This is a genomic window from Pseudomonas vranovensis (assembly GCF_040438935.1).
In the GTDB taxonomy this organism is placed as follows: domain Bacteria; phylum Pseudomonadota; class Gammaproteobacteria; order Pseudomonadales; family Pseudomonadaceae; genus Aquipseudomonas; species Aquipseudomonas vranovensis.
In genome coordinates this window covers 1,075,616-1,098,172 of record NZ_CP159259.1, presented here as the reverse complement: position 1 = coordinate 1,098,172, position 22,557 = coordinate 1,075,616, and the positions used below count along the sequence as shown (strand labels likewise).

At 62.2% G+C, this 22,557-nt stretch carries 24 protein-coding genes and 1 pseudogene; 12 read left to right on the top strand and 13 right to left on the bottom strand.

The features are described from left to right. Positions 1-20 precede the first annotated feature (20 nt). From cysB to ABVN19_RS05040, 4 genes are all read right to left on the bottom strand, one after another. Positions 21-995 carry an HTH-type transcriptional regulator CysB gene (cysB, locus tag ABVN19_RS05055; RefSeq protein ID WP_028941437.1) on the bottom strand — a complete coding sequence of 325 codons (975 nt, stop codon included), beginning with the start codon at positions 993-995 and terminating at the stop codon, positions 21-23. A gap of 125 nt (positions 996-1,120) precedes the next feature. Next, a complete protein-coding gene (locus ABVN19_RS05050; RefSeq protein ID WP_028941436.1) occupies positions 1,121-1,618 on the bottom strand; it encodes a universal stress protein in 498 nt (165 codons plus the stop codon). Between the two features lie 93 nt (positions 1,619-1,711). After that, a complete protein-coding gene (locus ABVN19_RS05045) occupies positions 1,712-2,620 on the bottom strand; it encodes a 5'-nucleotidase (RefSeq protein WP_028941435.1) in 909 nt (302 codons plus the stop codon). Then, on the bottom strand, positions 2,617-3,621 hold the full coding sequence (locus ABVN19_RS05040) for a putative 2-dehydropantoate 2-reductase (RefSeq protein WP_051270342.1): 1,005 nt from the start codon (positions 3,619-3,621) through the stop codon (positions 2,617-2,619). The genes ABVN19_RS05045 and ABVN19_RS05040 overlap by 4 nt, the downstream gene beginning before the upstream one ends. 116 nt (positions 3,622-3,737) lie before the next feature. Here ABVN19_RS05040 and ABVN19_RS05035 point away from each other — a divergent pair, with 116 nt between their 5' ends. Both ABVN19_RS05035 and ABVN19_RS05030 read left to right on the top strand, forming a co-directional pair. Next, complete coding sequence (locus ABVN19_RS05035) at positions 3,738-4,184, top strand: PilZ domain-containing protein (protein ID WP_028941434.1); 447 nt, start codon at positions 3,738-3,740, stop codon at positions 4,182-4,184. 169 nt (positions 4,185-4,353) lie between these two features. Beyond that, on the top strand, positions 4,354-5,430 hold the full coding sequence (locus ABVN19_RS05030) for a 3-deoxy-7-phosphoheptulonate synthase (protein WP_028941433.1): 1,077 nt from the start codon (positions 4,354-4,356) through the stop codon (positions 5,428-5,430). A gap of 84 nt (positions 5,431-5,514) precedes the next feature. Here the strand turns inward: ABVN19_RS05030 and ABVN19_RS05025 are convergent, their stop codons facing one another. Continuing rightward, a complete protein-coding gene (locus tag ABVN19_RS05025; protein ID WP_028941432.1) occupies positions 5,515-5,796 on the bottom strand; it encodes a GNAT family N-acetyltransferase in 282 nt (93 codons plus the stop codon). Positions 5,797-6,304: 508 nt separating this feature from the next. Here ABVN19_RS05025 and oprI point away from each other — a divergent pair. Continuing rightward, positions 6,305-6,556, top strand: coding sequence for an outer membrane lipoprotei OprI (gene oprI, locus ABVN19_RS05020; RefSeq protein ID WP_003259780.1), 252 nt, complete (start codon positions 6,305-6,307; stop codon positions 6,554-6,556). A gap of 130 nt (positions 6,557-6,686) precedes the next feature. On the opposite strand, the gene ABVN19_RS05015 is transcribed toward oprI, so the two are convergent. The 3 genes from ABVN19_RS05015 to ABVN19_RS05005 form a co-directional block, all read right to left on the bottom strand. Continuing rightward, complete coding sequence (locus ABVN19_RS05015) at positions 6,687-7,658, bottom strand: L,D-transpeptidase family protein (RefSeq protein ID WP_028941431.1); 972 nt, start codon at positions 7,656-7,658, stop codon at positions 6,687-6,689. A 103-nt stretch (positions 7,659-7,761) separates the two neighbouring features. Next, complete coding sequence (locus ABVN19_RS05010; RefSeq protein WP_028941430.1) at positions 7,762-8,052, bottom strand: hypothetical protein; 291 nt, start codon at positions 8,050-8,052, stop codon at positions 7,762-7,764. Positions 8,053-8,108: 56 nt separating this feature from the next. After that, complete coding sequence (locus tag ABVN19_RS05005) at positions 8,109-8,714, bottom strand: arylesterase (RefSeq protein WP_028941429.1); 606 nt, start codon at positions 8,712-8,714, stop codon at positions 8,109-8,111. A 10-nt stretch (positions 8,715-8,724) separates the two neighbouring features. On the opposite strand from ABVN19_RS05005, the gene ABVN19_RS05000 reads away from it, so the two are divergent. The 5 genes and pseudogenes from ABVN19_RS05000 to ABVN19_RS04980 all read left to right on the top strand — a co-directional run bounded on the left by ABVN19_RS05000 (position 8,725) and on the right by ABVN19_RS04980 (position 14,441). After that, on the top strand, positions 8,725-9,408 hold the full coding sequence (locus ABVN19_RS05000; protein WP_028941428.1) for an ABC transporter ATP-binding protein: 684 nt from the start codon (positions 8,725-8,727) through the stop codon (positions 9,406-9,408). Then, positions 9,408-11,918: an ABC transporter permease gene (locus ABVN19_RS04995; protein ID WP_028941427.1), complete on the top strand. Its 2,511-nt coding sequence runs from the start codon at positions 9,408-9,410 to the stop codon at positions 11,916-11,918. Before ABVN19_RS05000 ends, ABVN19_RS04995 begins: the two co-directional genes overlap by 1 nt. 151 nt (positions 11,919-12,069) lie before the next feature. Continuing rightward, positions 12,070-12,456: pseudogene (locus ABVN19_RS04990) on the top strand (hypothetical protein); the annotation flags it as partial. A gap of 158 nt (positions 12,457-12,614) precedes the next feature. Beyond that, positions 12,615-13,109 (top strand): transcription elongation factor GreB, encoded by a 495-nt coding sequence (gene greB, locus ABVN19_RS04985; protein WP_105642486.1) that lies wholly within the window; start codon positions 12,615-12,617, stop codon positions 13,107-13,109. A gap of 114 nt (positions 13,110-13,223) precedes the next feature. Then, on the top strand, positions 13,224-14,441 hold the full coding sequence (locus ABVN19_RS04980; protein ID WP_105642485.1) for a DUF3422 domain-containing protein: 1,218 nt from the start codon (positions 13,224-13,226) through the stop codon (positions 14,439-14,441). Between the two features lie 9 nt (positions 14,442-14,450). On the opposite strand, the gene ABVN19_RS04975 is transcribed toward ABVN19_RS04980, so the two are convergent. Both ABVN19_RS04975 and ABVN19_RS04970 read right to left on the bottom strand, forming a co-directional pair. Beyond that, a complete protein-coding gene (locus ABVN19_RS04975; protein ID WP_028941423.1) occupies positions 14,451-14,759 on the bottom strand; it encodes a hypothetical protein in 309 nt (102 codons plus the stop codon). 258 nt (positions 14,760-15,017) lie between these two features. Continuing rightward, positions 15,018-16,415, bottom strand: a complete 1,398-nt coding sequence (locus tag ABVN19_RS04970) for a transglycosylase SLT domain-containing protein (RefSeq protein WP_028941422.1) — start codon at positions 16,413-16,415, stop codon at positions 15,018-15,020. A gap of 158 nt (positions 16,416-16,573) precedes the next feature. On the opposite strand from ABVN19_RS04970, the gene ABVN19_RS04965 reads away from it, so the two are divergent. The 3 genes from ABVN19_RS04965 to ABVN19_RS04955 all read left to right on the top strand — a co-directional run bounded on the left by ABVN19_RS04965 (position 16,574) and on the right by ABVN19_RS04955 (position 19,383). Then, positions 16,574-17,380 carry a TatD family hydrolase gene (locus tag ABVN19_RS04965; protein ID WP_105642484.1) on the top strand — a complete coding sequence of 269 codons (807 nt, stop codon included), beginning with the start codon at positions 16,574-16,576 and terminating at the stop codon, positions 17,378-17,380. A gap of 86 nt (positions 17,381-17,466) precedes the next feature. Next, positions 17,467-18,945, top strand: coding sequence for a methyl-accepting chemotaxis protein (locus ABVN19_RS04960; RefSeq protein WP_028941420.1), 1,479 nt, complete (start codon positions 17,467-17,469; stop codon positions 18,943-18,945). Between the two features lie 75 nt (positions 18,946-19,020). Further along, the gene (locus ABVN19_RS04955) at positions 19,021-19,383 is read left to right on the top strand and encodes an Mpo1-like protein (RefSeq protein WP_028941419.1); all 363 of its coding nucleotides are present in this window, start codon (positions 19,021-19,023) and stop codon (positions 19,381-19,383) included. Here the strand turns inward: ABVN19_RS04955 and ABVN19_RS04950 are convergent. The 3 genes from ABVN19_RS04950 to ABVN19_RS04940 form a co-directional block, all read right to left on the bottom strand. Beyond that, positions 19,380-20,180 carry a thioesterase family protein gene (locus ABVN19_RS04950; RefSeq protein ID WP_028941418.1) on the bottom strand — a complete coding sequence of 267 codons (801 nt, stop codon included), beginning with the start codon at positions 20,178-20,180 and terminating at the stop codon, positions 19,380-19,382. The genes ABVN19_RS04955 and ABVN19_RS04950 overlap by 4 nt on opposite strands. An 81-nt stretch (positions 20,181-20,261) precedes the next feature. Next, the gene (locus ABVN19_RS04945; protein WP_028941417.1) at positions 20,262-21,029 is read right to left on the bottom strand and encodes a CHAD domain-containing protein; all 768 of its coding nucleotides are present in this window, start codon (positions 21,027-21,029) and stop codon (positions 20,262-20,264) included. 14 nt (positions 21,030-21,043) lie between these two features. Then, entirely contained in the window at positions 21,044-21,322 is a 279-nt protein-coding gene (locus ABVN19_RS04940; RefSeq protein WP_028941416.1) for a hypothetical protein, read from the bottom strand. A gap of 155 nt (positions 21,323-21,477) precedes the next feature. On the opposite strand from ABVN19_RS04940, the gene ABVN19_RS04935 reads away from it, so the two are divergent. Next, the gene (locus ABVN19_RS04935; RefSeq protein WP_105642483.1) at positions 21,478-22,518 is read left to right on the top strand and encodes a patatin-like phospholipase family protein; all 1,041 of its coding nucleotides are present in this window, start codon (positions 21,478-21,480) and stop codon (positions 22,516-22,518) included. Positions 22,519-22,557: the final 39 nt, after the last annotated feature.

The following is a 22,557-nucleotide window of genomic DNA, read 5'->3' as shown; positions in this document are numbered from 1 at the left end:
TTTGTGGCAGCGATACCGTATCAGTGTACCGGCAGCTCGACGCCTTCGAACAACTCTTCAAGCTCTTGCTTGTTGTGGCACTGGATGGCCTTGGCCATCACCTCGCGGGTCAGGTGCGGGGCGAACTTCTCGATGAAGTCGCACATGAAGCCGCGCAAGAAGGTGCCGCGACGGAAACCGATCTTGGTCACGCTGGACTCGAACAGTTCGCTGGCATCGAGCACTACCAGGTCGCTGTCGAGCTTGGGATCGACGGCCATCTTGGCGACGATGCCGACACCCAGCCCCAGGCGTACATACGTCTTGATGACGTCGGCGTCGGCGGCGGTGAATACCACCTTCGGGGTCAGGCCGCGGTGGCTGAACGCTTCGTCAAGCTTGGAGCGACCGGTGAAACCGAACACATAGGTCACGATCGGGTACTCGGCCAGGGCTTCGAGGCTGAGCTTGGGCAACTTGGTCAGCGGGTGACCCTGGGGTACGACCACACAGCGGTTCCAGCGGTAGCACGGCATCATCACCAGGTCGCCGAACAGCTCCAGGGCTTCGGTGGCAATGGCAAAGTCGACGGTGCCATCAGCGGCCATTTCGGCGATCTGCATGGGCGAACCCTGATGCATGTGCAAGGCTACTTCCGGGTACTGCTTGATGAAGCTGCTGATCACCGGCGGCAGGGCGTAGCGCGCTTGGGTGTGGGTGGTAGCGATCGATAGGGTGCCCTTTTTCTCGTTGGAGAATTCCTGGGCAATCTGCTTGATGCTTTCGACTTTGCGCAGGATCTCGCCAGCCGTGGTGATGATACGTTCACCGGCCGGGGTCACGCGGGTCAGGTGCTTGCCGCTACGGGCGAAAACTTCAACGCCCAGCTCGTCCTCGAGCAGGCGGATCTGCTTACTGATGCCCGGCTGAGACGTATACAGGCTCTGCGCTGTCGCGGAGACGTTGAGGTCGTGGTGCGCCACTTCCCAGATGTAGCGCAATTGTTGAAGCTTCATAGGTATCCCTCAAATCTGCTGGGGCGTCACCGGCAGCAGCGACGATTTATAACTATATTAGTGGTTTGAAGAATAAATCTAGAACTATTTTGGCAGTCTAGTACTAATCCGCTTACAACGCCCCCTCAGGCCTTCCTACGCCCCAGGTGCTGCGCCAGAGGCACCATATAAACCGGTACTGGCGACAGTTGCAGCAGGCGCACCGCAGTACGGCCAATGGGAATATCGACACCCGCCCCCTGGCTGTGGCTGCCGAAGATCAGCAGGTCGACACTCAGGCGCTGGGCCTGCTCCAGAATCACCTGGGCCGGATCGCCTTGGCGTACGCGCACAGCTTTGATCAGAGCCAGATCGGCCTCCTCCCCCAATTCGTCACGAAAGTTTTCCAGCACCCGCTGCTCGATGTTGGCCATGACACTGTTGACACCCTGGCTGTGCAATTCATCGAGGGTGCGTTCGTCTAGATAGCTTTGCAGCAGCGACTCGGCGAACTGCCCCATGGGTTCGACAGCGTGAATCACGTAGAGCTCTGCGTTGAAAGTTCGCGCCAGCGCCAGCGCGTGTTGCATGACAAAAGGCGCGTATACACCGAGGTCGGTGGCATAGAGCATGGAACGGATCATACGACCTCCTGAACTGCCGCCTGGGCAGAGCAAGCTTCAGCTTAGCAGCGCCCGGACAACGCGCCGTTCCGTCCAGCGCCGGGCGCAGAGGCCTCAGCCGAGGGTCGGTTCGTTGCTGATTCCATGGGGGACATGGCCGGTTGCCACAACGCTGCGCGCACGCTCGCAATGGCCTGCCTGGTCATCGAAGAACACATCGGCGGCAAAGGCTTCAAGGAACGCTGACTTGTCCAGACCGCCGAGAAACAACGATTCATCCAAACGGATATCCCACTCACGCAAGGTGCGAATTACCCGCTCATGAGCCGGCGCCGAACGGGCTGTCACCAGGGCTGTGCGGATCGGGCAGGCACCCTCGGGAAATTCCTTCTGCAACAGATTGAGCGCCGCCAGAAACGGCTTGAACGGCCCGCCCCGCAGCGGCTCGCGGGCCGATTGACGCTCGCTCGCCTGGAACGCCTCAAGGCCGCCCAACTGATAGACCCGCTCGGACTCATCGGAGAACAGCACCGCATCGCCGTCGAAAGCAATGCGCAGCTCATCATTGGCTGCGCGCTGAGCCCCGCCGGAAAGGATGGTCGCGGCGGCAAAACCGGCTTCCAGGGCGCTGCGCACATCATCGGCATCGGTGGACAGGAACAGATGGCAACCAAAGGCCGCCAGGTACGGGTAAGGGCTGCGTCCACCGACGAACGCTGCGCGGTAGATTCCCAGGCCATGATGCTCGATGGAGCTGAACACCCGCAGGCCTGTGTCGGCGCTGTTGCGCGATACCAGCACCACCTCGACCCGTGGTTGGCCGAGGTGGGCGTTGAGGCCAAGCAGCTTTTGCACCAGCGGGAAGGCATCACCCGGCGCCAGCACCTCGTCTTCGTGGTCAATCTGGTACTGACGGTAGGCTTCAACCCCTTGGGCCAGGTAGATACGATGACTGTCGCTGAGGTCGAACAAGGCCCGCGAGGAAATGGCGACGACGAGTTTGTCACCCAGGTTTTTGCTCATTCGTGGCTCCTTTGCGGGACCTCTGGCAGCGGCGGTGCGACGTCCCGACTTGCCCCGCGATTATCCTGGTCGATGAACGCCAGCGCCTGATACAACGCCTCGATGCGCGGCAAGCTGCACCCCGCCTCGCGCGCCCGGGCCAAGGGTTCTGCATAGATCACGTCCAGCTCAAGCGGACGCTGCCCAGTGAAGTCGTGATACATGCTTGGCCAGTAGTCGGGCATTTTTTCGGTCGCCGCGAATAAATGCTCAGCATAGCCTTCAGGCACTTCATGACCGCGCGAACGCGCGCCTTCGACTACCTCGGCCATCAGTGCCTGGATCAATGCCCGACTGTGCGGGTTGCTCATCAAGGCTGTGGTGTTGGCCCTGAGCAACACCGACAGGCCGTTGTAAGGCACGTTCCATACCAGCTTCTGCCAACGCGCCTGGGCAAGGTTGCCCATGGCCTGCGAATCGATACCGGCCGCGCGGAACAGGTCTGCCCCGGCCTCGGCAATATTCTGGCGCATCACCGCATCCACGGCAGGACCGCTGTGATAACCCAGATTCACCGCCCCCAGGGCCTGGTGACGGACAACCCCTGGCGCTTCGCGATTGACGCAGATATAGCACAGGCCTCCGAGCAGATGCAGGCTGGCGGGCAACAGCGGACGTAACTGCTCTTCAACACCCAAGCCATTTTGCAGCAGCACCACTTTGCAATCGGCCGCAGCAGCCTTGGCAATCACCGGCGCAAGCTCGGCATTGCTGGTGGTTTTGGCACCCACCAGCAGCCAGTCGCAGGGCGGCATATCGGCAACGTCGGCGTAGGCCTGAACCGGCATCTGCAGGGTGCCATGCACGGCGCTTTCAACCCTTAACCCGTGGGTGTTGACTGTGTCAAATTCGCTGCGCAGCAGGAAATGAACGTCCAACCCGGACCTGGCCAGCATCAACCCATAAAAGCCGCCAATGGCGCCGGTTCCGATGATGCCGACTCGTGGACTGCTAGTGCTCATCCTGCTTCCCTCGATTGCTAAATTTTTGTTCAGTTTTTTGACACTTGAATCAACCGCTTTTCGAACGATCACTATACTTAGGCGAGCAAGGTCAAAAAATCGACACGGAGTCGAGCATGCGTGGATACCTGCCACACCCGGACGATGTTCCGGTCGAACTGGTCTTACGCCAGTCGCCCAGCCTGTTTCGCCAGCGCCTGCACACTATCAGCCTGGGCGGTATCGCCTGCAACCATCCCCGCGCCTATCGCCGGGGCATGGCCATCGAAATGTTCATTCCATCACTTGGTGAGTCGGCACGTTACCCCGGCTACGTGGCTTGGTGTCAGAAGCACCAGGATGGCTACCGGGTCGGTATCGCCTTCATCGATGAACAGGCATTGTTCGGCGCGAGAATGAGCGAGCAGGTCTGCCAGATCCAGCACCTTTACCAGCAGCAGGCCCTGGACGAAACCACCTCGCCCGACCTCGACACCCTCGCCTGCCAATGGGTCAGCCTGCACGCCAGCGAGTTCTCCGAGGCCAGCCTTGAAGCCACGCATACCCGACAGATTCTCATTTAACGACAAAAACCCTGCCCCAGCGGGCTTACACACGCAGGAAAGCGGGCTCTGCCCATTGTCGAGCCACGGTGTAACGCGCTAAGGTTCGGCTCCCCGCTGCGTACAATCTTGCTGCTCCGCCGCACGGGGATCGCTGGCGGCCGGCACCCGTGACCTGACGAGTAACACGATGGCTGATTTACCGATCGATGACCTAAACGTTGCCTCCAACGAGACCTTGATCACCCCCGATCAGCTCAAGAAGGAAATTCCCCTGAGCGCCACTGCGCTCAAGACCGTGACTGCGGGCCGCGAAGTGGTGCGCAATATTCTCGACGGCAAGGACCACCGCCTGTTCGTGGTGATCGGCCCCTGCTCGATCCACGACATCAAGGCCGCCCACGAGTATGCCGAGCGCCTCAAGGCCCTGGCCGCCGAAGTGTCCGATACCTTGTACCTGGTCATGCGCGTGTACTTCGAGAAGCCACGCACCACCGTCGGCTGGAAAGGCCTGATCAACGACCCGTACCTGGACGACTCCTTCAAGATCCAGGATGGCTTGCACATCGGCCGCCAACTGCTGCTGGACCTGGCTGAAATGGGCCTGCCTACCGCCACCGAAGCCCTCGACCCGATCTCCCCGCAGTACCTGCAGGACCTGATCAGCTGGTCGGCTATCGGCGCGCGCACCACCGAATCCCAGACCCACCGCGAAATGGCCTCCGGCCTGTCTTCGGCCGTGGGCTTCAAGAACGGTACCGACGGCGGCCTGACCGTGGCGATCAACGCCCTGCAGTCGGTCTCCAGCCCTCACCGCTTCCTGGGTATCAACCAGGAAGGTGGCGTGTCGATCGTCACCACCAAGGGCAATGCCTACGGCCACGTGGTACTGCGCGGCGGCAACGGCAAGCCGAACTATGACTCGGTCAGCGTCGCCCTGTGCGAGCAGGCACTGGCCAAGGCCAAGATCAAGCCGAACATCATGGTCGATTGCAGCCACGCCAACTCCAACAAGGACCCGGCCCTGCAGCCACTGGTGATGGAGAACGTTGCCAACCAGATTCTCGAAGGCAACCAGTCGATCATCGGCCTGATGGTCGAAAGCCACCTGAACTGGGGCTGCCAGGCAATTCCGAAGAACCTTGACGACTTGCAGTACGGTGTTTCGATCACCGACGCCTGCATCGACTGGGAAGCCACCGAGAAAACCTTGCGCAGCATGCACGCCAAGCTCAAGGACGTGCTGCCCAAGCGCAACCGCGGCTGATCGCCACACACAAGAACGCCGGGCAATGCCCGGCGTTCTTGTGTGTGCGCTTGAATGACAGCCCAGGGCTGCCCTTCGCGATTCTCAAGCCTTGGTGGAGTGCCGCTGCTGGCGCTCCATGTAACGTTCCACGTACGAGCATGACGGAATCACGGTGTAGCCCATGTCTTCTGCATACTGCAACGCCTTCTCGGTCAGCGCCGCGGCAATACCCCGGCCCCGCAACGCATTGGGAACAAAGGTGCGGTAGATATCCAGGGTCTGCTTACCCAGGTCCATGTAGGTCAGGTAAGCACGATGACCGTCCACACTGGTCTCGAACTGATGACCAGCCTGGTCATGGTGGATGGACAACGCCTCGCTCATCACTACTCCTCGCGGGTCTTATGATCTGACCCTTACCTTACCGATGTTTGTCCGGCGAAGGAACCTCTACGCCACCCCGTGCCCGGTTGGACAGCAAGAACAGCATGGTCGTTCTCTGGCAAATGAGCACGTACAAATAGTAGGCGCCCAGGGCCCGGATACTCAAGGCGACTGGTCGCAAAAATCACGCACTTGCAGCAGGTGAACCAGGTGGCGCACAGCCGCCTGAACAGTTGCCGGATGTTGTAGTGCTAAGACGTTTGATGACACTTTAAGTCACCTTTAGTTCAACAAAAAGCAAGTTTGCTACACTCTCTTACGCCCGTACAGGCAGCGTCCAGGCGGTTTTCCAGAAAACCCGGTGTCGGCACAAGCGCAAGCGCATTTTTTTTCCAGTTCTTGCGCTCTGTCAGTTTACTTACTACAAGTAATGGGTACTATGTACGCCGGTCAGTTTCTCATTGTTGAGAGATGGCTATTTAATAGAAAGTCCTTGAAGGGGAACACGATGAACAACGTTCTGAAATTCTCTGCTCTGGCTCTGGCCGCAGTTCTGGCTACCGGTTGCAGCAGCGTATCCAAAGAAACCGAAGCTCGTCTGACTGCTACTGAAGACGCAGCAGCTCGTGCACAAGCTCGTGCCGATGAAGCCTATCGCAAAGCTGACGACGCTCTGGCTGCAGCTCAAAAAGCTCAACAGACCGCTGACGAAGCCAACGAGCGCGCTCTGCGCATGCTGGACAAAGCCAGCCGTAAGTAATAATCCCTCGGGATTGTTATTTGGAGCCGACCCACTTGTGGGTCGGCTTTTTTATTGCCCGAAAGAAAGTAACCCTGCACAAACGACGAGGCCTGCACAATGGCAGGCCTCGGGTACACCAACGCAAGGGTTACTGCATGTCTAGCGGTACGCTCGACACCATTGGCTGCTGGGCAGTGATCGGCACGGCGATTTCCACCGGCATGCCATCTTCGGCGGCGACCACATCACGCACCATGTCCCAGTTCATGCGCAGGTTGTTGGCAAGATCTTCACGCTTGAGCAAGGCGTTGATTACCGCGGTGTGCTTGTCGACCACCGAGGGATCACCTTTGTCATCCAACGGCGTGTGCGCCTCCAGATAGACCTTGCCAGCACTCACTCCGAACTTGTACGGCTCATTGATGATGCGCACCGCAACTCCGACCGGGGCCATCTTGGCCAGTTCCAGCACGTTGTTGTTGAACATGCGGAAGCAACCGTGGCTGGTACGCATGCCGATGCCGAACTTCTTGTTCGAGCCGTGAATCAGGTAACCCGGTACACCCAGGGTGAACTTGAACGGGCCCAACGGATTGTCCGGGCCAGCAGGCACCACGGTCGGCAGGATGTCACCGTCTGCGGCGTGCTCCTTGCGGATCGAGGCCGGCGGCGTCCAGGTCGGGTTCGGCGTCTTGGCGGTTACCTTGGTATTGGCGATGGGCGAGCCCCAGCCTTCACGACCGATACCGAGCGGATAGGTATGTACCACGTTCTGCCCTTTCGGGTAGTAGTACATGCGGTACTCGGCGAGGTTGATGACGATACCTTCGCGCGGGCCCGGCGGCAGGATGAAGCGGGTCGGCAGGATGATTTCGGTGCCGGCACCTGGCAACCAGGGGTCGACGCCCGGGTTGGCGGCGATCATTTCCAGATAGCCGAGGTCATTGGCAGTACCGATGTCGGCGAAGGTATCTTCGTACTTGGCCTTGATCACCTGGACCTGGCCAATGACGTCTTCACCTGGCGGTGGCAGGGGAAACTCCAGCGCAGCAGCAGGACCTGCCGCCAGCAGGGCGGCCAGGGACAGGCAACGGGTGACGGCGGGAAAGCGCGGCAACATCCGGGAAATCCTTCGCTAATTCAGTGAGGTCAAGACGACGATTGTACACCGCCCCCGGCACAATCGGGAGGGATCGAGGTATTTCAGGAGATGAAAGGCGCTCTCAACCGACTTCCAATTGTGGCCAGACCGGCCGCGTGCCGCGGCGCTGTGCATCGAGAATCGCCCGGCACAGGGTACACAGGCGACGGTCGCGATAGATACCGCGCTCGACAGTCGACCAGCGCGGTTGCGCCGGCAACAGCGTGCCGCACAAGGTACGGTCGGCCGAGCCGCCGAGTTCGAGCTGGCGGGCCACAAGATGGACGCGGATCTCCTGGCAGGCGAACAGGTCAAGCTGTTCGTCAGGCTCGATCAATTGATAGGCATACAGGGACCAGGCGGGACGCGGCATCGGGGGCTCCAAATCGGGGGCGCAACATTAGCCGAAAGCCGGTCACTATAAAAGCGTCAAAGCAGCGGTTTCAGTTGCGGCCAGGCATTTTCCAGCAACCTTTCCTGCGCCCCCTGCCCCGGATGGATGCCGTCGGCCTGCATCAGCTCGGGCACACCGCCCACCCCCTCAAGGAAAAATGGCACCAGCGGCACCTGTTTCTCGCTCGCCAGGTTTTCATAGACCCTGGCGAAAGCCGTGGTGTAGCGCACGCCATAGTTGGGCGGCAGGCGCATGCCCAGCAGCAGGACTTTGGCCCCCGCCTCTCGGGATCGGTCAATCATCGAGGCAAGATTTTGTTGCAATTGCGTAGGAAGCTGCCCACGCAGGCCATCATTGCCACCCAACTCCAGCACCACCAGCTCCGGTTTGTGCTCTGCAAGCAGCGCCGGCAGCCGCGCCTGACCGCCTGCACTGGTGTCACCGCTGATCGAGGCATTGACCACTTTACTGTCGAAACCCTCGGCCTTCAGCCGCTGCTCCAGCAAGGCAACCCAGCCCTGGCGGGTATCCAGGCCGAAAGCGGCACTGATACTATCGCCGACAATCAAGACGGTACCCGCTGCTGCGCCCTGGGCCATGCACATCAAGGCCAGGCCAGCACTCATAAACCACACTCGCATCGGATTCTCCATGGGCCCCAGCATTCTCACTGCGCGGAACCTTAGCAAAGTGGTTCCCAGCGCGGAAGGCGACCTGACCATCCTGCACGAACTCTCACTGGAATTGAAACAAGGCGACAGCCTGGCGATTGTCGGTGCCTCGGGCTCGGGCAAATCGACCCTGCTTGGACTGCTGGCCGGCCTGGACCTGCCCAGCGCAGGCTCGGTGACCCTCGCCGGCCATGACCTCGGCCCGCTGGATGAAGACCAGCGCGCCCGAGTTCGCGCCGAACACGTCGGCTTCGTGTTCCAGTCGTTCCAGTTGCTAGACAGCCTCAATGCCCTGGAAAACGTCATGCTGCCCCTGGAGCTGGATGGTCGCCGCGATGCCCGCGAACATGCCCGCAGCCTGCTGGAGCGGGTCGGCCTGGGCCAGCGCCTGAGTCACTCACCGCGCCAGTTGTCCGGCGGCGAGCAGCAACGGGTAGCGATCGCCCGAGCCTTTGCCGCCGAACCCGCGGTGCTGTTTGCCGACGAACCCACCGGCAACCTCGACAGCCACACCGGCGAGCGCATCAGCGACTTGTTGTTTGAACTGAACAAAGAACGCGGTACCACCCTGGTACTGGTCACCCATGACGAACGCCTGGCACAACGTTGCCGTCGTCTGATCCGCCTGGACGCCGGCCACCTGGTCGCGCCGCTGGAGCCCTGATGGCCCGCCTGCCGTTTTTCCGCCTGCTGGCACTGGCCGTGCGCCAGTTGCTGCGTGATGCCCGTGCCGGTGAACTGCGCGTGCTGTTCTTTGCCTTGCTGGTCGCTGTGGCGGCCAGCACGGCAATCGGTTACTTCGGCGCCCGCCTCAACGGCGCCATGCTGCTGCGCGCCACCGAATTTCTCGGCGCCGACCTGGTACTGCGCGGCAGCTCGCCCGCCCAGCCCGAGCAGATCAGCGCCGGCAAGACAGCAGGCCTGCAACACGCCCAGGTGGTCGAGTTCTCCAGCGTGATTGCCACCGACAACGGCATTCAGCTCTCTAGCATCAAGGCCGCCGACAACGCTTATCCGCTGCGGGGCGAACTGCGCAGCGCCCCCGAGCCGTATGCCAGCGAAACCCGTGGTGGCGGCCCGGCACCGGGCGAGGCCTGGGTCGAGTCGCGGCTTCTGGCGGCCCTGAACCTCAAAGTCGGCGATAGCATCGACGTCGGCATGAAAACCCTGCGCATGAGCCGGGTGCTGACCTACGAACCGGACCGTGCCGGCAACTTCTACAGCCTGACGCCCCGCGTATTGATCAACCTGGCCGACCTCGACGCCACCGGCGTGGTACAACCCGGCAGCCGGGTCAGCTACCGTGACTTGTGGCGCGGCGAGCCCGAGGCCCTGGCCACCTACCGGGACAGCGTCACCCAGGGGCTGGCGCCTAACCAGCGCCTGCAGGATTCGCGCGACGGCAACCAGCAGATCGGTGGCGCCCTGGGCAAGGCCGAGCGCTACCTGAACATGGCCAGCCTGGTTGCTGTGTTGCTGGCCGGTGTGGCAGTAGCCCTGTCGGCCAGCCGCTTTGCCACCCGCCGTTTCGATGCCAGCGCCCTGCTGCGCTGTCTGGGCCTGTCACGGCGCCAGGCGCTGAGCCTGTTCTGCCTGCAACTGGCAATCCTCGGCAGCCTCGCTGCCCTGGGCGGCGCCCTGATTGGCTGGCTGGCCCAACTGGGCTTGTTCCAGTTGTTGCAAGGCCTGATGCCGGCGCAGGTCCCCCCCGGGGGGCTGGCCCCAGCCCTGGCCGGTATCGCCACTGGCCTGGTGGCCCTCGCCGGTTTCGCCCTGCCACCATTGGCAGCACTGGGCCGCGTACCACCGCTGCGGGTACTGCGCCGCGACCTGCTGCCCGTACCACCAAGCAGCTGGCTGGTGTACGGCGCCGCCCTGCTGGCCCTGGGCCTGATCATGTGGCGCCTGAGCCTGGACCTGTTGCTCACCTTCGCCCTGCTCGGTGGCGGTCTGGTGGCCGCAGTGCTGCTTGGCGGCCTGCTGTTGCTGGGCTTGCGCAGCCTGCGCCGAATGCTGGCCGGCTCGCCCCTGGCCTGGCGCCTGGGCCTGGGCCAACTGCTGCGCCATCCGCTGGCCGCAGCCGGACAATCCCTGGCCTTCGGCCTGATCCTGCTGGCCATGGCCCTGATTGCCCTGCTACGAGCCGAGCTACTGGATACCTGGCAGAACCAGCTACCCAAGGACGCACCAAACTACTTTGCCCTTAACATCCTGCCCGATGACAAAAACAGCTTCCCCCAGCGTCTGAATGAGTTCTCCGCAGAAGCCGCCCCCCTGTACCCGGTGATCCCAGGCCGCCTGACCGACATCAACGGCCAGGCCGTGCAACAGATCGTCAGCAAGGAATCCACTGGCGATCGCGCCGTACAGCGCGACCTGAGCCTGACCTGGGCCGCCGACCTGCCAACGGGCAACGCCTTGAGCGAAGGCCAGTGGTGGCAAGCCAGCCCGGCCAATGGCGACGCCCTGCCCGGTGTCTCGGTCGAGGCCCAACTGGCGCAAAGCCTGAAGCTCAAGCTGGGCGACCAGCTGACATTCAACATCGGCGGCCAGCAACGCCAGGCGGTGGTCACCAGCCTGCGCACCGTCAATTGGGACAGCTTCCAGCCCAACTTCTACATGATCTTCCAGCCTGGCACCCTGCAGGACTTGCCAACCACATACCTGACCAGCTTCTACCTCGCCCCCGGTCACGATCAACAAGTGGTCGCCTTGTCGCGTGCCTTCCCGGCGGTGACGATCCTGCAGGTCGACGCCCTGCTCGAGCAGCTACGCAGCATCCTTGCCCAGGTGACTTTGGCTGTGGAGTACGTACTGTTGTTCGTGTTGGCGGCGGGATTGGCCGTGTTGTTCGCAGGGTTGCAGGCCACCCTGGACGAACGCATCCGCCAGGGCGCCCTGCTCCGTGCGCTGGGTGCCAGCCGGGCACTGTTGATCAAGGCACGGCGCATCGAGTTCGGCCTGCTGGGCGCCGCCAGCGGCCTGCTCGCCGCCATTGGCTGCGAGCTGATCACCCTGCTACTGTACCGGTATGCCTTCGACCTGACCTGGAGCCCGCACCCCTGGCTGTTGTTGCTACCGGTGATCGGCGCCCTGCTGGTCGGCGGCGCCGGAGTCTACGGCACCCGCCGAGCCCTCAATGCCAGCCCGCTCAAAGTGCTGCGCGAGGGCTGATCGCCCACCTGCCTCAAGTGGGCCCGGCCGGGCTCACTTGGCATCCCGAGCACTCCTCCCCGTACCACGCATCGACATCCGCAGCCATTGGCTCACGCCTTGCTAGGCTCACCCTGCAGCACCAATCCCTGGCGCCGTGATGGAGGTTCGCATGAGCATTACGAAATCTTTATTGGCATTGTCCGTCGGAGCAATCCTGTCGACATCAACAGTGATGATCCCTGACACCCTGTCCGGATTTTCGAGTGCCTATGCCAAGGACGGTGGCGGTGGCGGTGGCGGTGGACATGGTGGCGGCGGTGGGCATGGTGGTGGGCATGGCGGCGGTGGACACGGCGGAGGCAGCGGTGGCGGACACGGTAGTGGCAACGGTGGCGGCCATAGCGGCGGAAGCGGACACAGCGGCAGTGATCATGGTGACGGCCATGCCGGGCACAGCAGCACTGGCGAATCCTCCTCGGGTCGTTCTGGCACCCACGCCGAGCCGGGCGATGATCATGGCGTCCACGCGGGGGGCGAGCCAGGTGACGACAAGGGCGGGTTACGCTGACTCCCCCTCCCCGCTTTCGGGGCAATGACACCAGATCCGGTGTGCGCCTGACGTTGACACAAGAGCGCCAGGCGCTTTGTTGCGCCCCGTCGATGAGATATCGTTGAGCCGCCCACCCAATCGGCACACACCCTTAAGGATGAAGCTTGGCTACGAACATCATCACGCGAGAAGGCCACGAAGCACTCAAGAGCGAACTGGATCACCTGTGGCGCACCTACCGCCCCGAAATCACGGCAAAAGTGGCCTGGGCAGCATCGCTTGGCGACCGCAGTGAGAATGCCGACTATCAATACAACAAAAAGCTGCTTCGCGAGATCGACCGTCGCGTTCGCTACCTGCGCAAGCGCCTGGAAGACGTCAAGGTCGTCGACTACTCCCCTGAGCAGGAAGGCAAAGTGTTTTTCGGCGCCTGGGTGGAGATCGAGAATGACGATGCTGAACGCAAGACCTTCCGAATCGTCGGCTACGACGAAATCTACGGGCGCAACGACTACATCTCGATCGACGCCCCAATGGCCCGTGCGCTGCTGAAAAAAGAGGAAGGCGACGAAGTGGTGGTACAGACGCCGAGTGGAGAAGCGACCTGGTACATCAACCGCATCACCTACGGCTCGCCCCCGACTCCTGCAGACGCATAACGGTTGTCGAGTGTTTGCTGCCGGTGCGTGACTTGCACCGGTGCTAGTCCCGTCCCACGAAAGTGCCCCGGCACCTGGAACAGCAGACAAACACAACAACAGGGTCTGAAACCCATGCATGCCCAACGAAAAGCGCTGCACAACGAGTTGCACGCCCGCCCGTCGCTGTACTTCGACGAGCCGGCCCATGTTTTCCACCTGGCTTTTCTCGGCACTGCCGCACAATGCGACGCCCTGCTGCAACGCTGCTGCCCCGACACCTTCGAGCCCGATGCGGCCCAAGGCATCACCCAGCTGGACGGTCATCCGTTCAAATGGGAGCGCCACGCCGAATTCTTCACCTTGACGCTGGTGATGCCCGCTGCCAGCAGCGAACTCAACTGGACCACCCTCCCCCAAGCCCTGGCGCAGGCCATCGAACCCTGCCAGCAGCAGATCATCAACTCGGTGCAAGTGATCGTGCGCGATGAGACCGGTCTCGACCTTGCCTGCTACGGATTCAAAGACCCTTGCGGCTCCTGCGTTGGCGGCGGCGATGCGGTGGTGTGGAGCGATTTTCGCCTGACCGAAGACGGCACCAGCCGTTTTCTGTTCATCAACCGCCGCCTCAATGCCTATCGGCAAGGACGAATGATTCGCCGCCTGCTGGAAATCGAGACCTACCGGATGATGGCTTCGCTGGCACTGGACAACGCCAAGGCCCTGAGCAGTCAGCTCGATACCTATGACCGCACCCTGGTCAGCCTGTCGGAGCGCAACGTCGCCAGCGATGGCGGCAATGCCAAAGCGCTGCTCGAAGACATCGCCCAACTGTCGCGCCAGGTGGTGGGCAGCACGGTAAAGAACCGCCATCGTTTCAGCGCCACCCAAGCCTATGCGCAACTGGTGTTCGAGCGTTTGGGTGAACTGCGCGAAAGCCACGTCGCCGATTGCCAGCGCCTGGGGGTGTTCATCGAGCGGCGCTTCAAACCCACGGTGCGTTACTGCACCGCCACCGAACAACGCCTGGAACACCTGGCCGAAAGCGTGGCGAACCTCGGCGAGCTGCTGCAAGCACGCGTACAGGTTGAAATGGAAGAACAGAACGCCGAGATACTGCGCAGCCTGAACGCCCGCGCCGACACTCAGATCAAGATACAGCGGGCGGTAGAAGGCCTGTCGATCATTGCCATCACCTACTACCTGCTCAGCCTGCTGAAGCTGGTCTACAGCGGCCTGCACACCCTGGGCGCACCGCTCAGCGCGCGCGAGGCGCTATTGGGCATGGCGCCGTTGGCGATCCTGATCCTGCTGGTGATATTGCTGCGCATCCGCAAAGCCAAGGAGCATTGAGCGTCAGGCCTACGCGCGAGTGATCAGCCCCTGCCGAGCAACCCGGGTCAGGTGGCCGATCACCTCGGCGGCATCTTCGGCAGTGGGCGACTGGATGACGGCCAGGTCGAAACGGTCGCTGGCAAACTGGCTGAGCGATGCACGGGTATCGGCGAACTGAATCAGAAAAGCGGTAGCGCGGCCTTTACGACGAGGCCAGCCATCGAGATAACGCAGAAGCGTGGGCTGGTGAGAACCGCCCAGGAGAATACGCGGCACGCGCGCGGCCTGACTGGCAGGCAGAGGGCTCAAGCAGACACTGGTACGTGGACAACTCATGGAATGATACTCCGCCTCGCAGATCCCGCTGGGCTGCGGTGGGAGGCGTCACCGAACCAGCGTTTTAGCGGTATTTGGAAAAACCGAGAGGTTCCTCCTGCGCCCCGCAAGTAGCTGTTTAAATCGGCGCAAGTCAGCATGCTAGAGAAGCTGCTGCCTGGATGTCAACTCAGCTTCGCTTCAAGTGGCAAGCTTGAAGCCTCAAGCCGCAAGCAAGGACGAAGCGAATTGTGCTTTCGGTCTTGTTTTTGCTTTCTCCTACCGTTCGAGCGCCTTACGCTCACGGTCAAATGCCAGGAAGTACTTGTTCACACTGTTGACGTAACTGACCGGCCCCATCCCCACCTGCTCCATGGCAATCCGCTCAGTCTGAAAAAACCACTGGTTACCATTGAGCCCCCGCCGCCGCGCCTCGGCCCGCATCGCCTGCACCCGCTCCGGTCCAAGGTTATACGCCGCCAGCGTAAACGCCATACGCTCACGCTCATTCAACTGATTGCTGGAAAAGAACTTGCGCCGGATCAGCGCCATGTACCGCGCACTGGCCCGCACATTGCCATCGACGCTGCTGATGTTGCTCACCCCGACCCGCTGCGCCGCACTGGGCGTAATCTGCATCAACCCGTGCGCTCCACCGGCACCGCGGGCAGCGGGATTGAGCGAAGACTCCTTGAACGCCACCGCCGCCAGATTCAACCAATCGATATTCTGCTCGCTGGCATGGCGCTGCAGCACCGGCCTGAGTGCTTCCAACCGCTTGCGGTCACTGCGGGCCAACGGGTTATGTACCCGGTACAAACGCCGATAAATCCGCTCGAACGCTGCATCCTGATTCTGCGGTGGCTTATATCCCTGCAAAAAACGATCGACACTGGCGTGCAGCATCACGGCATCGCGCCGCACATACCAGCGCATGGCCTCGGGAGCCGCCACTTGCACCCTGCGATCCACACGCAGCTTGGGCATCACCCGTGCCCAGCGCTCGGCAATCGGCTGCTCGACCACTGTCAGGTGGAAGATGCCGGCCTGGACCATTTCCAGCACATCCTCCACCGCCAGAGTCGGGTCCACCCACTCGACCTTGATCGGCGCCAGTTTGCGCAAGGCCAGCTTCTGGTTGATCTCATGCAGGGTATCGCCGGCCGCACTGGCGCTGGTCAGCGCCAGCGTGCGACCGGAAAGCTGCTCGACTCGCTGGAAACTGCGCTCGCCCTTGCGCCCCACCAGTACCATGGGCACCTTGTCCACCACCGGATCGCTGGCCACCAGGCCGCGCGTGGAGGTCGGATCGAGCAGCTCACCAGGGGCTACCAGGTCAGCTTCGCCGCGTTGCAACGCCGCCAGCAATTGCTCCTTGGCCCGGGGAATGATTTTCAGGCGGATTTCCTGGCCGTCCTGGGCGCGGGCATTGAGGTAGTGCTCAAAGGCCCGCAAGCGGTGGTACTCGACACCTACCGGCTCGCCCTTGACCTCACCGGAGCTGTTGCGGCTCTGATTGACCAACACCTTGAGCACCCGGGTGCTGCGGATCTGCGCCAGGTCGCGAACCTGGGCCTTGGGTACCGACTGCTGCGGGCCGGGCAGGCGCGCGCTGGCCGGCCCTGCCTGAAGCAGACCGAGGCCCAGCACGATCAACAAAAACAGCGCACGCGTCATCCGTTTGAAGGCTCGCGGGGGTGGGGTTGGCGCCATAGCTTGCAGTCGTTCCATGACAATTGACCGCAAAAGACCACGACAACGCGTTGAAGTTCTTCGATTTATCGAAATTCCTCGAGCTTTGCTATGCTGGCCGGCTTCCGGCCTGAGGTAGCACCATGCAACTCATCGACATCGGCGTCAATCTGACCAATCCAAGTTTTGCCGACAAACATGCGGCCATTCTTGAACGCGCCGAGGCGGCGGGTGTGGTGCAAATGATGGTCACTGGCACCAGCCTTGAAGGCAGCGAACAGGCCCTGGAACTGTGCCAGGCACTGGATGAGAGCGACCAGCGCTTGTTCAGCACCGCCGGCGTCCACCCCCACGATGCCAGCAGCTGGAACAGCGACAGCAACCGCCACCTGCGCGCCTTGCTCGAGCAGCCCCGGGTACAGGCCGTAGGTGAATGCGGGCTGGACTTCAACCGCGACTTTTCGCCGCGCCCGCAACAGGAAAAGGCCCTGGAAGAACAACTGGCCCTGGCGGTGGCGCTGCAAATGCCGGTGTTCCTGCACGAGCGCGACGCCAGCGTACGCCTGCTGGCGATCCTCAAGGACTACCGCGACCGCCTGCCCGCCGCCGTGGTGCATTGTTTTACCGGCGAGCGCGCTGCCCTGTTCGGCTACCTGGACCTGGACCTGCACATCGGCATCACTGGCTGGATCTGCGACGAACGTCGCGGCACCCACCTGCACCCACTGGTCAGCAGCATCCCTGAAGGCCGCCTGATGCTGGAGAGCGATGCACCTTATCTGCTGCCACGCAGCCTGCGGCCCAAACCGAAAAGCGGCCGCAACGAACCGGCCTTCCTGACCGAAGTGCTGCGCGAAGTGGCCTTGCACCGCGGCGAAAGCCCCGAACAGCTGGCAGCCCACACCACCGCCTGCGCCCGCGCCTTCTTTAACCTACCCGCGATTATTTGACGCATATCAAAGCGCCCCTCTGATAGGCTCGGCACAATGATGGCACCTTGCCAACATTGTTTCCGCTCAATCAGAGAAGACCTTACATGGGTGCCTGGCTTAGCAATATCTCCCTGAAGTACAAGTTCTGGGCCGTCAACGCGGTGGCCTTCGTCACAACGCTGTTCCTGGTGCTGTATGCCGTTCACCTGGAGCAACAGGCCCGGGCACAGAATGCCCAGGACCAGGCTCAGGCCCAGGCGCAATTGCTCGCCGCCTGGCCTGCCGGGCAGGCCCTGCCGCACAACCGCCTGTGGCTGCAATACGCCCCCGGCACAGCGCCAGACTTTGACGGTGAACAGCTCCAGCCCCTGGCCAACGCCCAGGGCTGGGTGCAACTGCATGGCCTGGCACTGACCGGTAGCGATCCGCTCAGCGGCGCTCAGGTGATCAGCCGCGACGGTCAGCAGATCGCCGTACTCGCCCCCTCCCCCAGCCTGCTCCAGGTGTTCACCGACCGTTTCACCAACTATGCCGTCTGCGTGCTGATCCTGATGCTGGCGATGCTCTGCGCCTCGCAGTTGCTGATTCGCTTCCTCCTCAGCCAGCTCAACACCCTCAAGGATGTGATGCTGCACGTGGAGAAAACCGGCGACCTTTCGGCGCGGGTGCCGTTGTCGTGTGGTGATGAAGTGGGGCAGATGGCCAGTGCCTTCAACGCCATGCAGACCACCTACCACCGGGTGGTCAACACTGTGGCACGCACTGCCGCGCAGCTGGATTCCGGCGCCGCGCGCCTGGCCGCCAGCATGAATGACGTGCGCCACGGCATGCTCGGCCAGCAGAGCGAGACCGACCAGGCCGCCACCGCCATCAACGAGATGTCGGCCACCGTCTACCACATCGCCCAGCACGCCGGTGCCACCCGCGACCTGTCGCAGACCGCCGATACACTGGCGGGCAGCGGCCAGGCAGTGGTCAGCCGGGTGCAGACCTCGATTGCCGGTCTTTCCAGCGGTGTGCAGCAAACTGCCGAGATGATTCGCCAACTGGCCGAAGACAGCCAGAAGATCAACGGCGTGGTCGGAGTGATTCACAGCATCGCCGAACAGACCAACCTGCTGGCACTCAACGCGGCCATCGAAGCGGCCCGCGCCGGTGACCTGGGACGTGGCTTTGCCGTGGTTGCCGATGAGGTGCGCAACCTCGCCAAGCGCGTGCAAGCCTCCACCGACGAGATCACCACCATGGTCTCGGCGCTGCAGGCCGGCACCCGCGACGCCGTGGACTTCATGCAGGAGAGCTCGTTCAAGGCCGACGACTGCGTCCAGCAGGCCCAGGAAGCCGGTGTCGCCCTGGCCGAGATCACCAGCGCCGTGGCGCAGATGCGTGAAAGCAACACCCAGATTGCCGTGGCCGCTGAACAACAGAGCCAGGTGGCCGAGGAAATGAACCGGGCGGTGGTCAGCATTCGCGATGTCACCGAAGAGACCGTTCAGCAGACCGTCGACTCAGCTACCACCAGCAGCGAACTGGCCACCCTGGCCGGTGAATTGAACAAGGCCATCGGCCAACTCAAGCTATAAGGCCGATAGGCGCCACTCATTGGCCCCCTGACGGGGGCCGCACTATTCTTCAGACAGAACCCTGAGGAATTGCCCATGAGCAAACGCTTGCCCAACTTGCCCGCCTGGCAATGGCGTGGCTACCACCACAATCACCGCAACCCGACCAACCTGGTGTTGCACCTGATTGCCGTGCCGCTGTTCATCCTCGGTGTACTGCTGGTGTTGTCGGGGCTGTTCTCGCTGGACCTGGGACAACTGGCCGTCGGCATCATCGCCCTGATCGCCGGCCTTGGCCTCCAGCGCCAGGGTCATCGCCTGGAAGCCGAGCAACCCGAGCCCTTCAGCGACCGCAAAGACGCCATCGGCCGCCTGTTGGTGGAGCAGTTCATCACTTTTCCGCGCTTTGTCCTGAGTGGCGCCTGGTGGCGGGCCTGGCGTGACCGCCATCGCCACTAGGCGAAGACAGTCACCGTCTGGCGGCTGATCGCCAGCAATTCGCCCGAAGCCGTCCATAGGGCGGCTGCCGCGTGCCCGTAACCGTCACGAGCATGTTCGGTCTGTGCGCAGTACTTGAACCAGTCGTGGGTAGTGAGGCTTGGCACCGGCTGAATGAACTCGATGGTCCAGGTCAGGGTGCTGCCGGCCGCCGGCCTGTTCAAGTGCGAAAGCAACGTGGGCGGCCAGGCGTCCACCAGCGCCAGCAAGTGCGCTTCGCTAAAGGTTTCATCACCGCCCTCGTCACGCAACCTGACCCAGCCGCCCATGTTGCGCGAGGGGGTGTTGCTGAACGGGATACCGCCAATGGCCCAGCGCAGCGCCACGTGGCGCATGAACTCGGGGGTAACGCCTTTGATATAGGGCAGCTCGGTGGTGGATTCGTCCAGGCCTTTCATTTCGATGGCAGGCAACGCAGGCACATCGACCACCGAGTCGCGCCCGGCGCCAAAACTGCCTTGCATCAAGGTCACCACCTGGCCGTTCTGTACCGCTCGACCCAGCAGTGAACTGACCGCCTTGCCTTCGCGCAGCAGTTCCACCTCGAAGCTGATCGGCACTTCCGGCTCGGCCGGGCCAATAAAGGTGATGGACAGCGAACGCACCGGGCGACCCGGCGAGGTCTTGGCGCGCATGGTTTCGTACAGCAGGGCGGCCATCAGGCCACCAAAACAGGCACGACCTTGCGCCCAGCTGGCAGGAATGGTCACCGCCTGGGGATGCAGGCGGACCGCTTTGAGCAATTGCGAAAGATTCATGCCGGACTCATCCGTGGGAAAAATCCGATCTTAACCAGCGCAAGCGCCAGCGACAGCCCGCATTTCGGCCATATCAGCGGCTTATCGTTGCGCCAGAGCCTTCTGCAGGCGTTCCAGGGTGGTATCGGCACGTTGTTCGGCGCTGAGCACTTGTGCTTTCCACTGCTCAACACAAGGTGCCAGGTCGGGCTGCTGGTCGGCTTGCAGCAGCCACTGATGCAAGTCGTGCCAATCGCCCAGATCACCTTGCGCCCGTTTCAGCGCCCGTTGCAGGCGCTTGCCGGCGTGCTCCAGTTGCGGGTAGGCATCGGCGCCGTAGCGCACGCGCTTGATCAGCAGGCGCAGGCGATGACGGTCGTGGGCGGGATCGTCGAGGGCCTCGCGCAACTGCGTCCACTGTTTTTCCAGGCGCTTGTCGATGCGCGGGTGCAGTTTGCGGATCAAGCCTTCACGCTGGGCGGCGCGCAGGAAGATCGGAAAGGCATCGACAATCGCCAGCAACCGCGCAAGCTGCGCACTCTCGGCAACGCTGGCGAAGGTTTCCGTTCGGTGGGCCAGGCGCTGGCGTGCGGCCTCAAACTGCTCGCGTTCAAGCAATTGCGCTGCCAGCACTTCACGGTCGCGCAACGGCGTCGTCAATTCACCCAGCGCCTTGGCCGCGCCTTCAAGCTGCTCGACCCCAGGCAACTCGCGCAGTGGCCGCAACAGGCTGCGCAAGCGCCGGGTGGTGGTGCGCAGGTCATGCAACGCCTCGCTGTCGGTGTCCGCGGCAAGGCGGGCCTGGCAAGCGAGCAGGCGAACCTGCAGGGCCAGTACCTGGGCAATCACATGGTCGAGCATGGCCGACATGGTGTTCTCCTGTGTCAGCGACCGGCGCGGGATTCACGAATGTAGAAGCGGGCCTTCTCGGCCTTCTTGCTGCAGCCCTCAAACGCCTCGAACTGCTGCTGGGTCTTGGCCCCGGTCAACAGCGACAACGCCTTGGAGTAGCTGACAGTACCGGCAAAGCCTTCAGCCTTGGCCAGGTCGAGCTCTTTCCAGGCCGAATCCAGCTGATTGGCGCAACTGTCGCGGTAGGCGGTTTTACCTGCACAACCGGTCAACACCAGGGCAATCAGGGGCAGGCAGATCCAGGCTTTCATCGGTATTACCTCAAAAGAAATGTTCAAGTGGCGAGTTCGACGGCTACAAAGAAGAAAAGTGCCCGGCAAGCGTAGCGCAGCGCGTATGACGATTGAAGCACAGACACAAATGGGCGCATTGTTAGACCATCGATAAAGCACAGACGGGGGGCATCATGGGCAAACGCGTAGCATTGGTGCTGGGCTCGGGGGGCGCCCGCGGGTATGCGCATATCGGCGTGATCGAGGAACTTGAACGACGTGGCTATGACATTGCCTGCGTGGCCGGCTGTTCCATGGGCGCGGTAATTGGCGGCATCTACGCCGCCGGCAAGCTCGAGGAGTACCGCAACTGGATCGAAAGTCTGGATTACCTGGACGTATTGCGCCTGGTCGATGTCAGCTTCCGCCTGGGCGCCATTCGTGGTGAAAAGGTCTTCGGCCAGATTCGCAAGATCGTTGGCGAAATCAATATCGAGGAGCTGCGTATCCCCTACACCGCGGTAGCGGCCGACCTCACCAACCAGCAGGAAATCTGGTTCCAGGAGGGCTGCCTGCATCAGGCCATGCGCGCCTCGGCGGCGATTCCCAGCCTGTTCACTCCGGTGGTGCAAGACAACCGCATGCTGGTCGATGGCGGCATCCTCAATCCGTTGCCGATCATACCGGTGGTGTCCAGCCACTGTGACCTGATCATCGCCGTGAACCTCAACTCCACCAACCAGAAGCACTACCAACTGCCGGTGATCGAGCGCCCGGCGGCGTTCAAACTGCGTTTTGACAACCTGATCAACTCCCTGGGCTCGCACCTGCCGTTCCGGCGCAAACAAGCCGAGCAACTGATGCGCATCGAACAAGGGCTCGCGACCGAAGCTGCACAGATTCCCAACCCCTGGCTCAGTGATGCGGCCGACCCCGAAGCCCAGCAGCCCGCTGCCGCACCCGAGAGCGACGGCGCACCGAAATCGGCGAGCGGCTCGTTCATCATCGACAACGTCGGGCCAGCCTCGTTGCTGGACTTGATCAACCAGAGTTTCGAAGTGATGCAAACCTCCCTGGCCCAGTACAAGATCGCCGGTTACCCGCCGGATGTACTGATCAACGTGCCCAAGCGGGTGTGCCGGTTCTTCGAATTCTACAAGGCGCCGGAGCTGATTGCCCTGGGCCGGGAGATTGCGCGCGATACCATGGATAACTACGAGGCTGAGCGGCGCTGACTGGCCAAGAGCATCGCGGGGCAAGCCCGCTCCTACAGC

Bases quoted from the DNA above. Each gene is read 5' to 3' on its own strand.
- cysB (WP_028941437.1), bottom strand. From the start codon at position 995: ATGAAGCTTCAACAATTGCGCTACATCTGGGAAGTGGCGCACCACGAC.
- ABVN19_RS05050 (WP_028941436.1), bottom strand. From the start codon at position 1,618: ATGATCCGTTCCATGCTCTATGCCACCGACCTCGGTGTATACGCGCCT.
- ABVN19_RS05045 (WP_028941435.1), bottom strand. From the start codon at position 2,620: ATGAGCAAAAACCTGGGTGACAAACTCGTCGTCGCCATTTCCTCGCGG.
- ABVN19_RS05040 (WP_051270342.1), bottom strand. From the start codon at position 3,621: ATGAGCACTAGCAGTCCACGAGTCGGCATCATCGGAACCGGCGCCATT.
- ABVN19_RS05035 (WP_028941434.1), top strand. From the start codon at position 3,738: ATGCGTGGATACCTGCCACACCCGGACGATGTTCCGGTCGAACTGGTC.
- ABVN19_RS05030 (WP_028941433.1), top strand. From the start codon at position 4,354: ATGGCTGATTTACCGATCGATGACCTAAACGTTGCCTCCAACGAGACC.
- ABVN19_RS05025 (WP_028941432.1), bottom strand. From the start codon at position 5,796: ATGAGCGAGGCGTTGTCCATCCACCATGACCAGGCTGGTCATCAGTTC.
- oprI (WP_003259780.1), top strand. From the start codon at position 6,305: ATGAACAACGTTCTGAAATTCTCTGCTCTGGCTCTGGCCGCAGTTCTG.
- ABVN19_RS05015 (WP_028941431.1), bottom strand. From the start codon at position 7,658: ATGTTGCCGCGCTTTCCCGCCGTCACCCGTTGCCTGTCCCTGGCCGCC.
- ABVN19_RS05010 (WP_028941430.1), bottom strand. From the start codon at position 8,052: ATGCCGCGTCCCGCCTGGTCCCTGTATGCCTATCAATTGATCGAGCCT.
- ABVN19_RS05005 (WP_028941429.1), bottom strand. From the start codon at position 8,714: ATGCGAGTGTGGTTTATGAGTGCTGGCCTGGCCTTGATGTGCATGGCC.
- ABVN19_RS05000 (WP_028941428.1), top strand. From the start codon at position 8,725: ATGGGCCCCAGCATTCTCACTGCGCGGAACCTTAGCAAAGTGGTTCCC.
- ABVN19_RS04995 (WP_028941427.1), top strand. From the start codon at position 9,408: ATGGCCCGCCTGCCGTTTTTCCGCCTGCTGGCACTGGCCGTGCGCCAG.
- ABVN19_RS04980 (WP_105642485.1), top strand. From the start codon at position 13,224: ATGCATGCCCAACGAAAAGCGCTGCACAACGAGTTGCACGCCCGCCCG.
- ABVN19_RS04975 (WP_028941423.1), bottom strand. From the start codon at position 14,759: ATGAGTTGTCCACGTACCAGTGTCTGCTTGAGCCCTCTGCCTGCCAGT.
- ABVN19_RS04970 (WP_028941422.1), bottom strand. From the start codon at position 16,415: ATGACGCGTGCGCTGTTTTTGTTGATCGTGCTGGGCCTCGGTCTGCTT.
- ABVN19_RS04965 (WP_105642484.1), top strand. From the start codon at position 16,574: ATGCAACTCATCGACATCGGCGTCAATCTGACCAATCCAAGTTTTGCC.
- ABVN19_RS04960 (WP_028941420.1), top strand. From the start codon at position 17,467: ATGGGTGCCTGGCTTAGCAATATCTCCCTGAAGTACAAGTTCTGGGCC.
- ABVN19_RS04955 (WP_028941419.1), top strand. From the start codon at position 19,021: ATGAGCAAACGCTTGCCCAACTTGCCCGCCTGGCAATGGCGTGGCTAC.
- ABVN19_RS04950 (WP_028941418.1), bottom strand. From the start codon at position 20,180: ATGAATCTTTCGCAATTGCTCAAAGCGGTCCGCCTGCATCCCCAGGCG.
- ABVN19_RS04945 (WP_028941417.1), bottom strand. From the start codon at position 21,029: ATGTCGGCCATGCTCGACCATGTGATTGCCCAGGTACTGGCCCTGCAG.
- ABVN19_RS04940 (WP_028941416.1), bottom strand. From the start codon at position 21,322: ATGAAAGCCTGGATCTGCCTGCCCCTGATTGCCCTGGTGTTGACCGGT.
- ABVN19_RS04935 (WP_105642483.1), top strand. From the start codon at position 21,478: ATGGGCAAACGCGTAGCATTGGTGCTGGGCTCGGGGGGCGCCCGCGGG.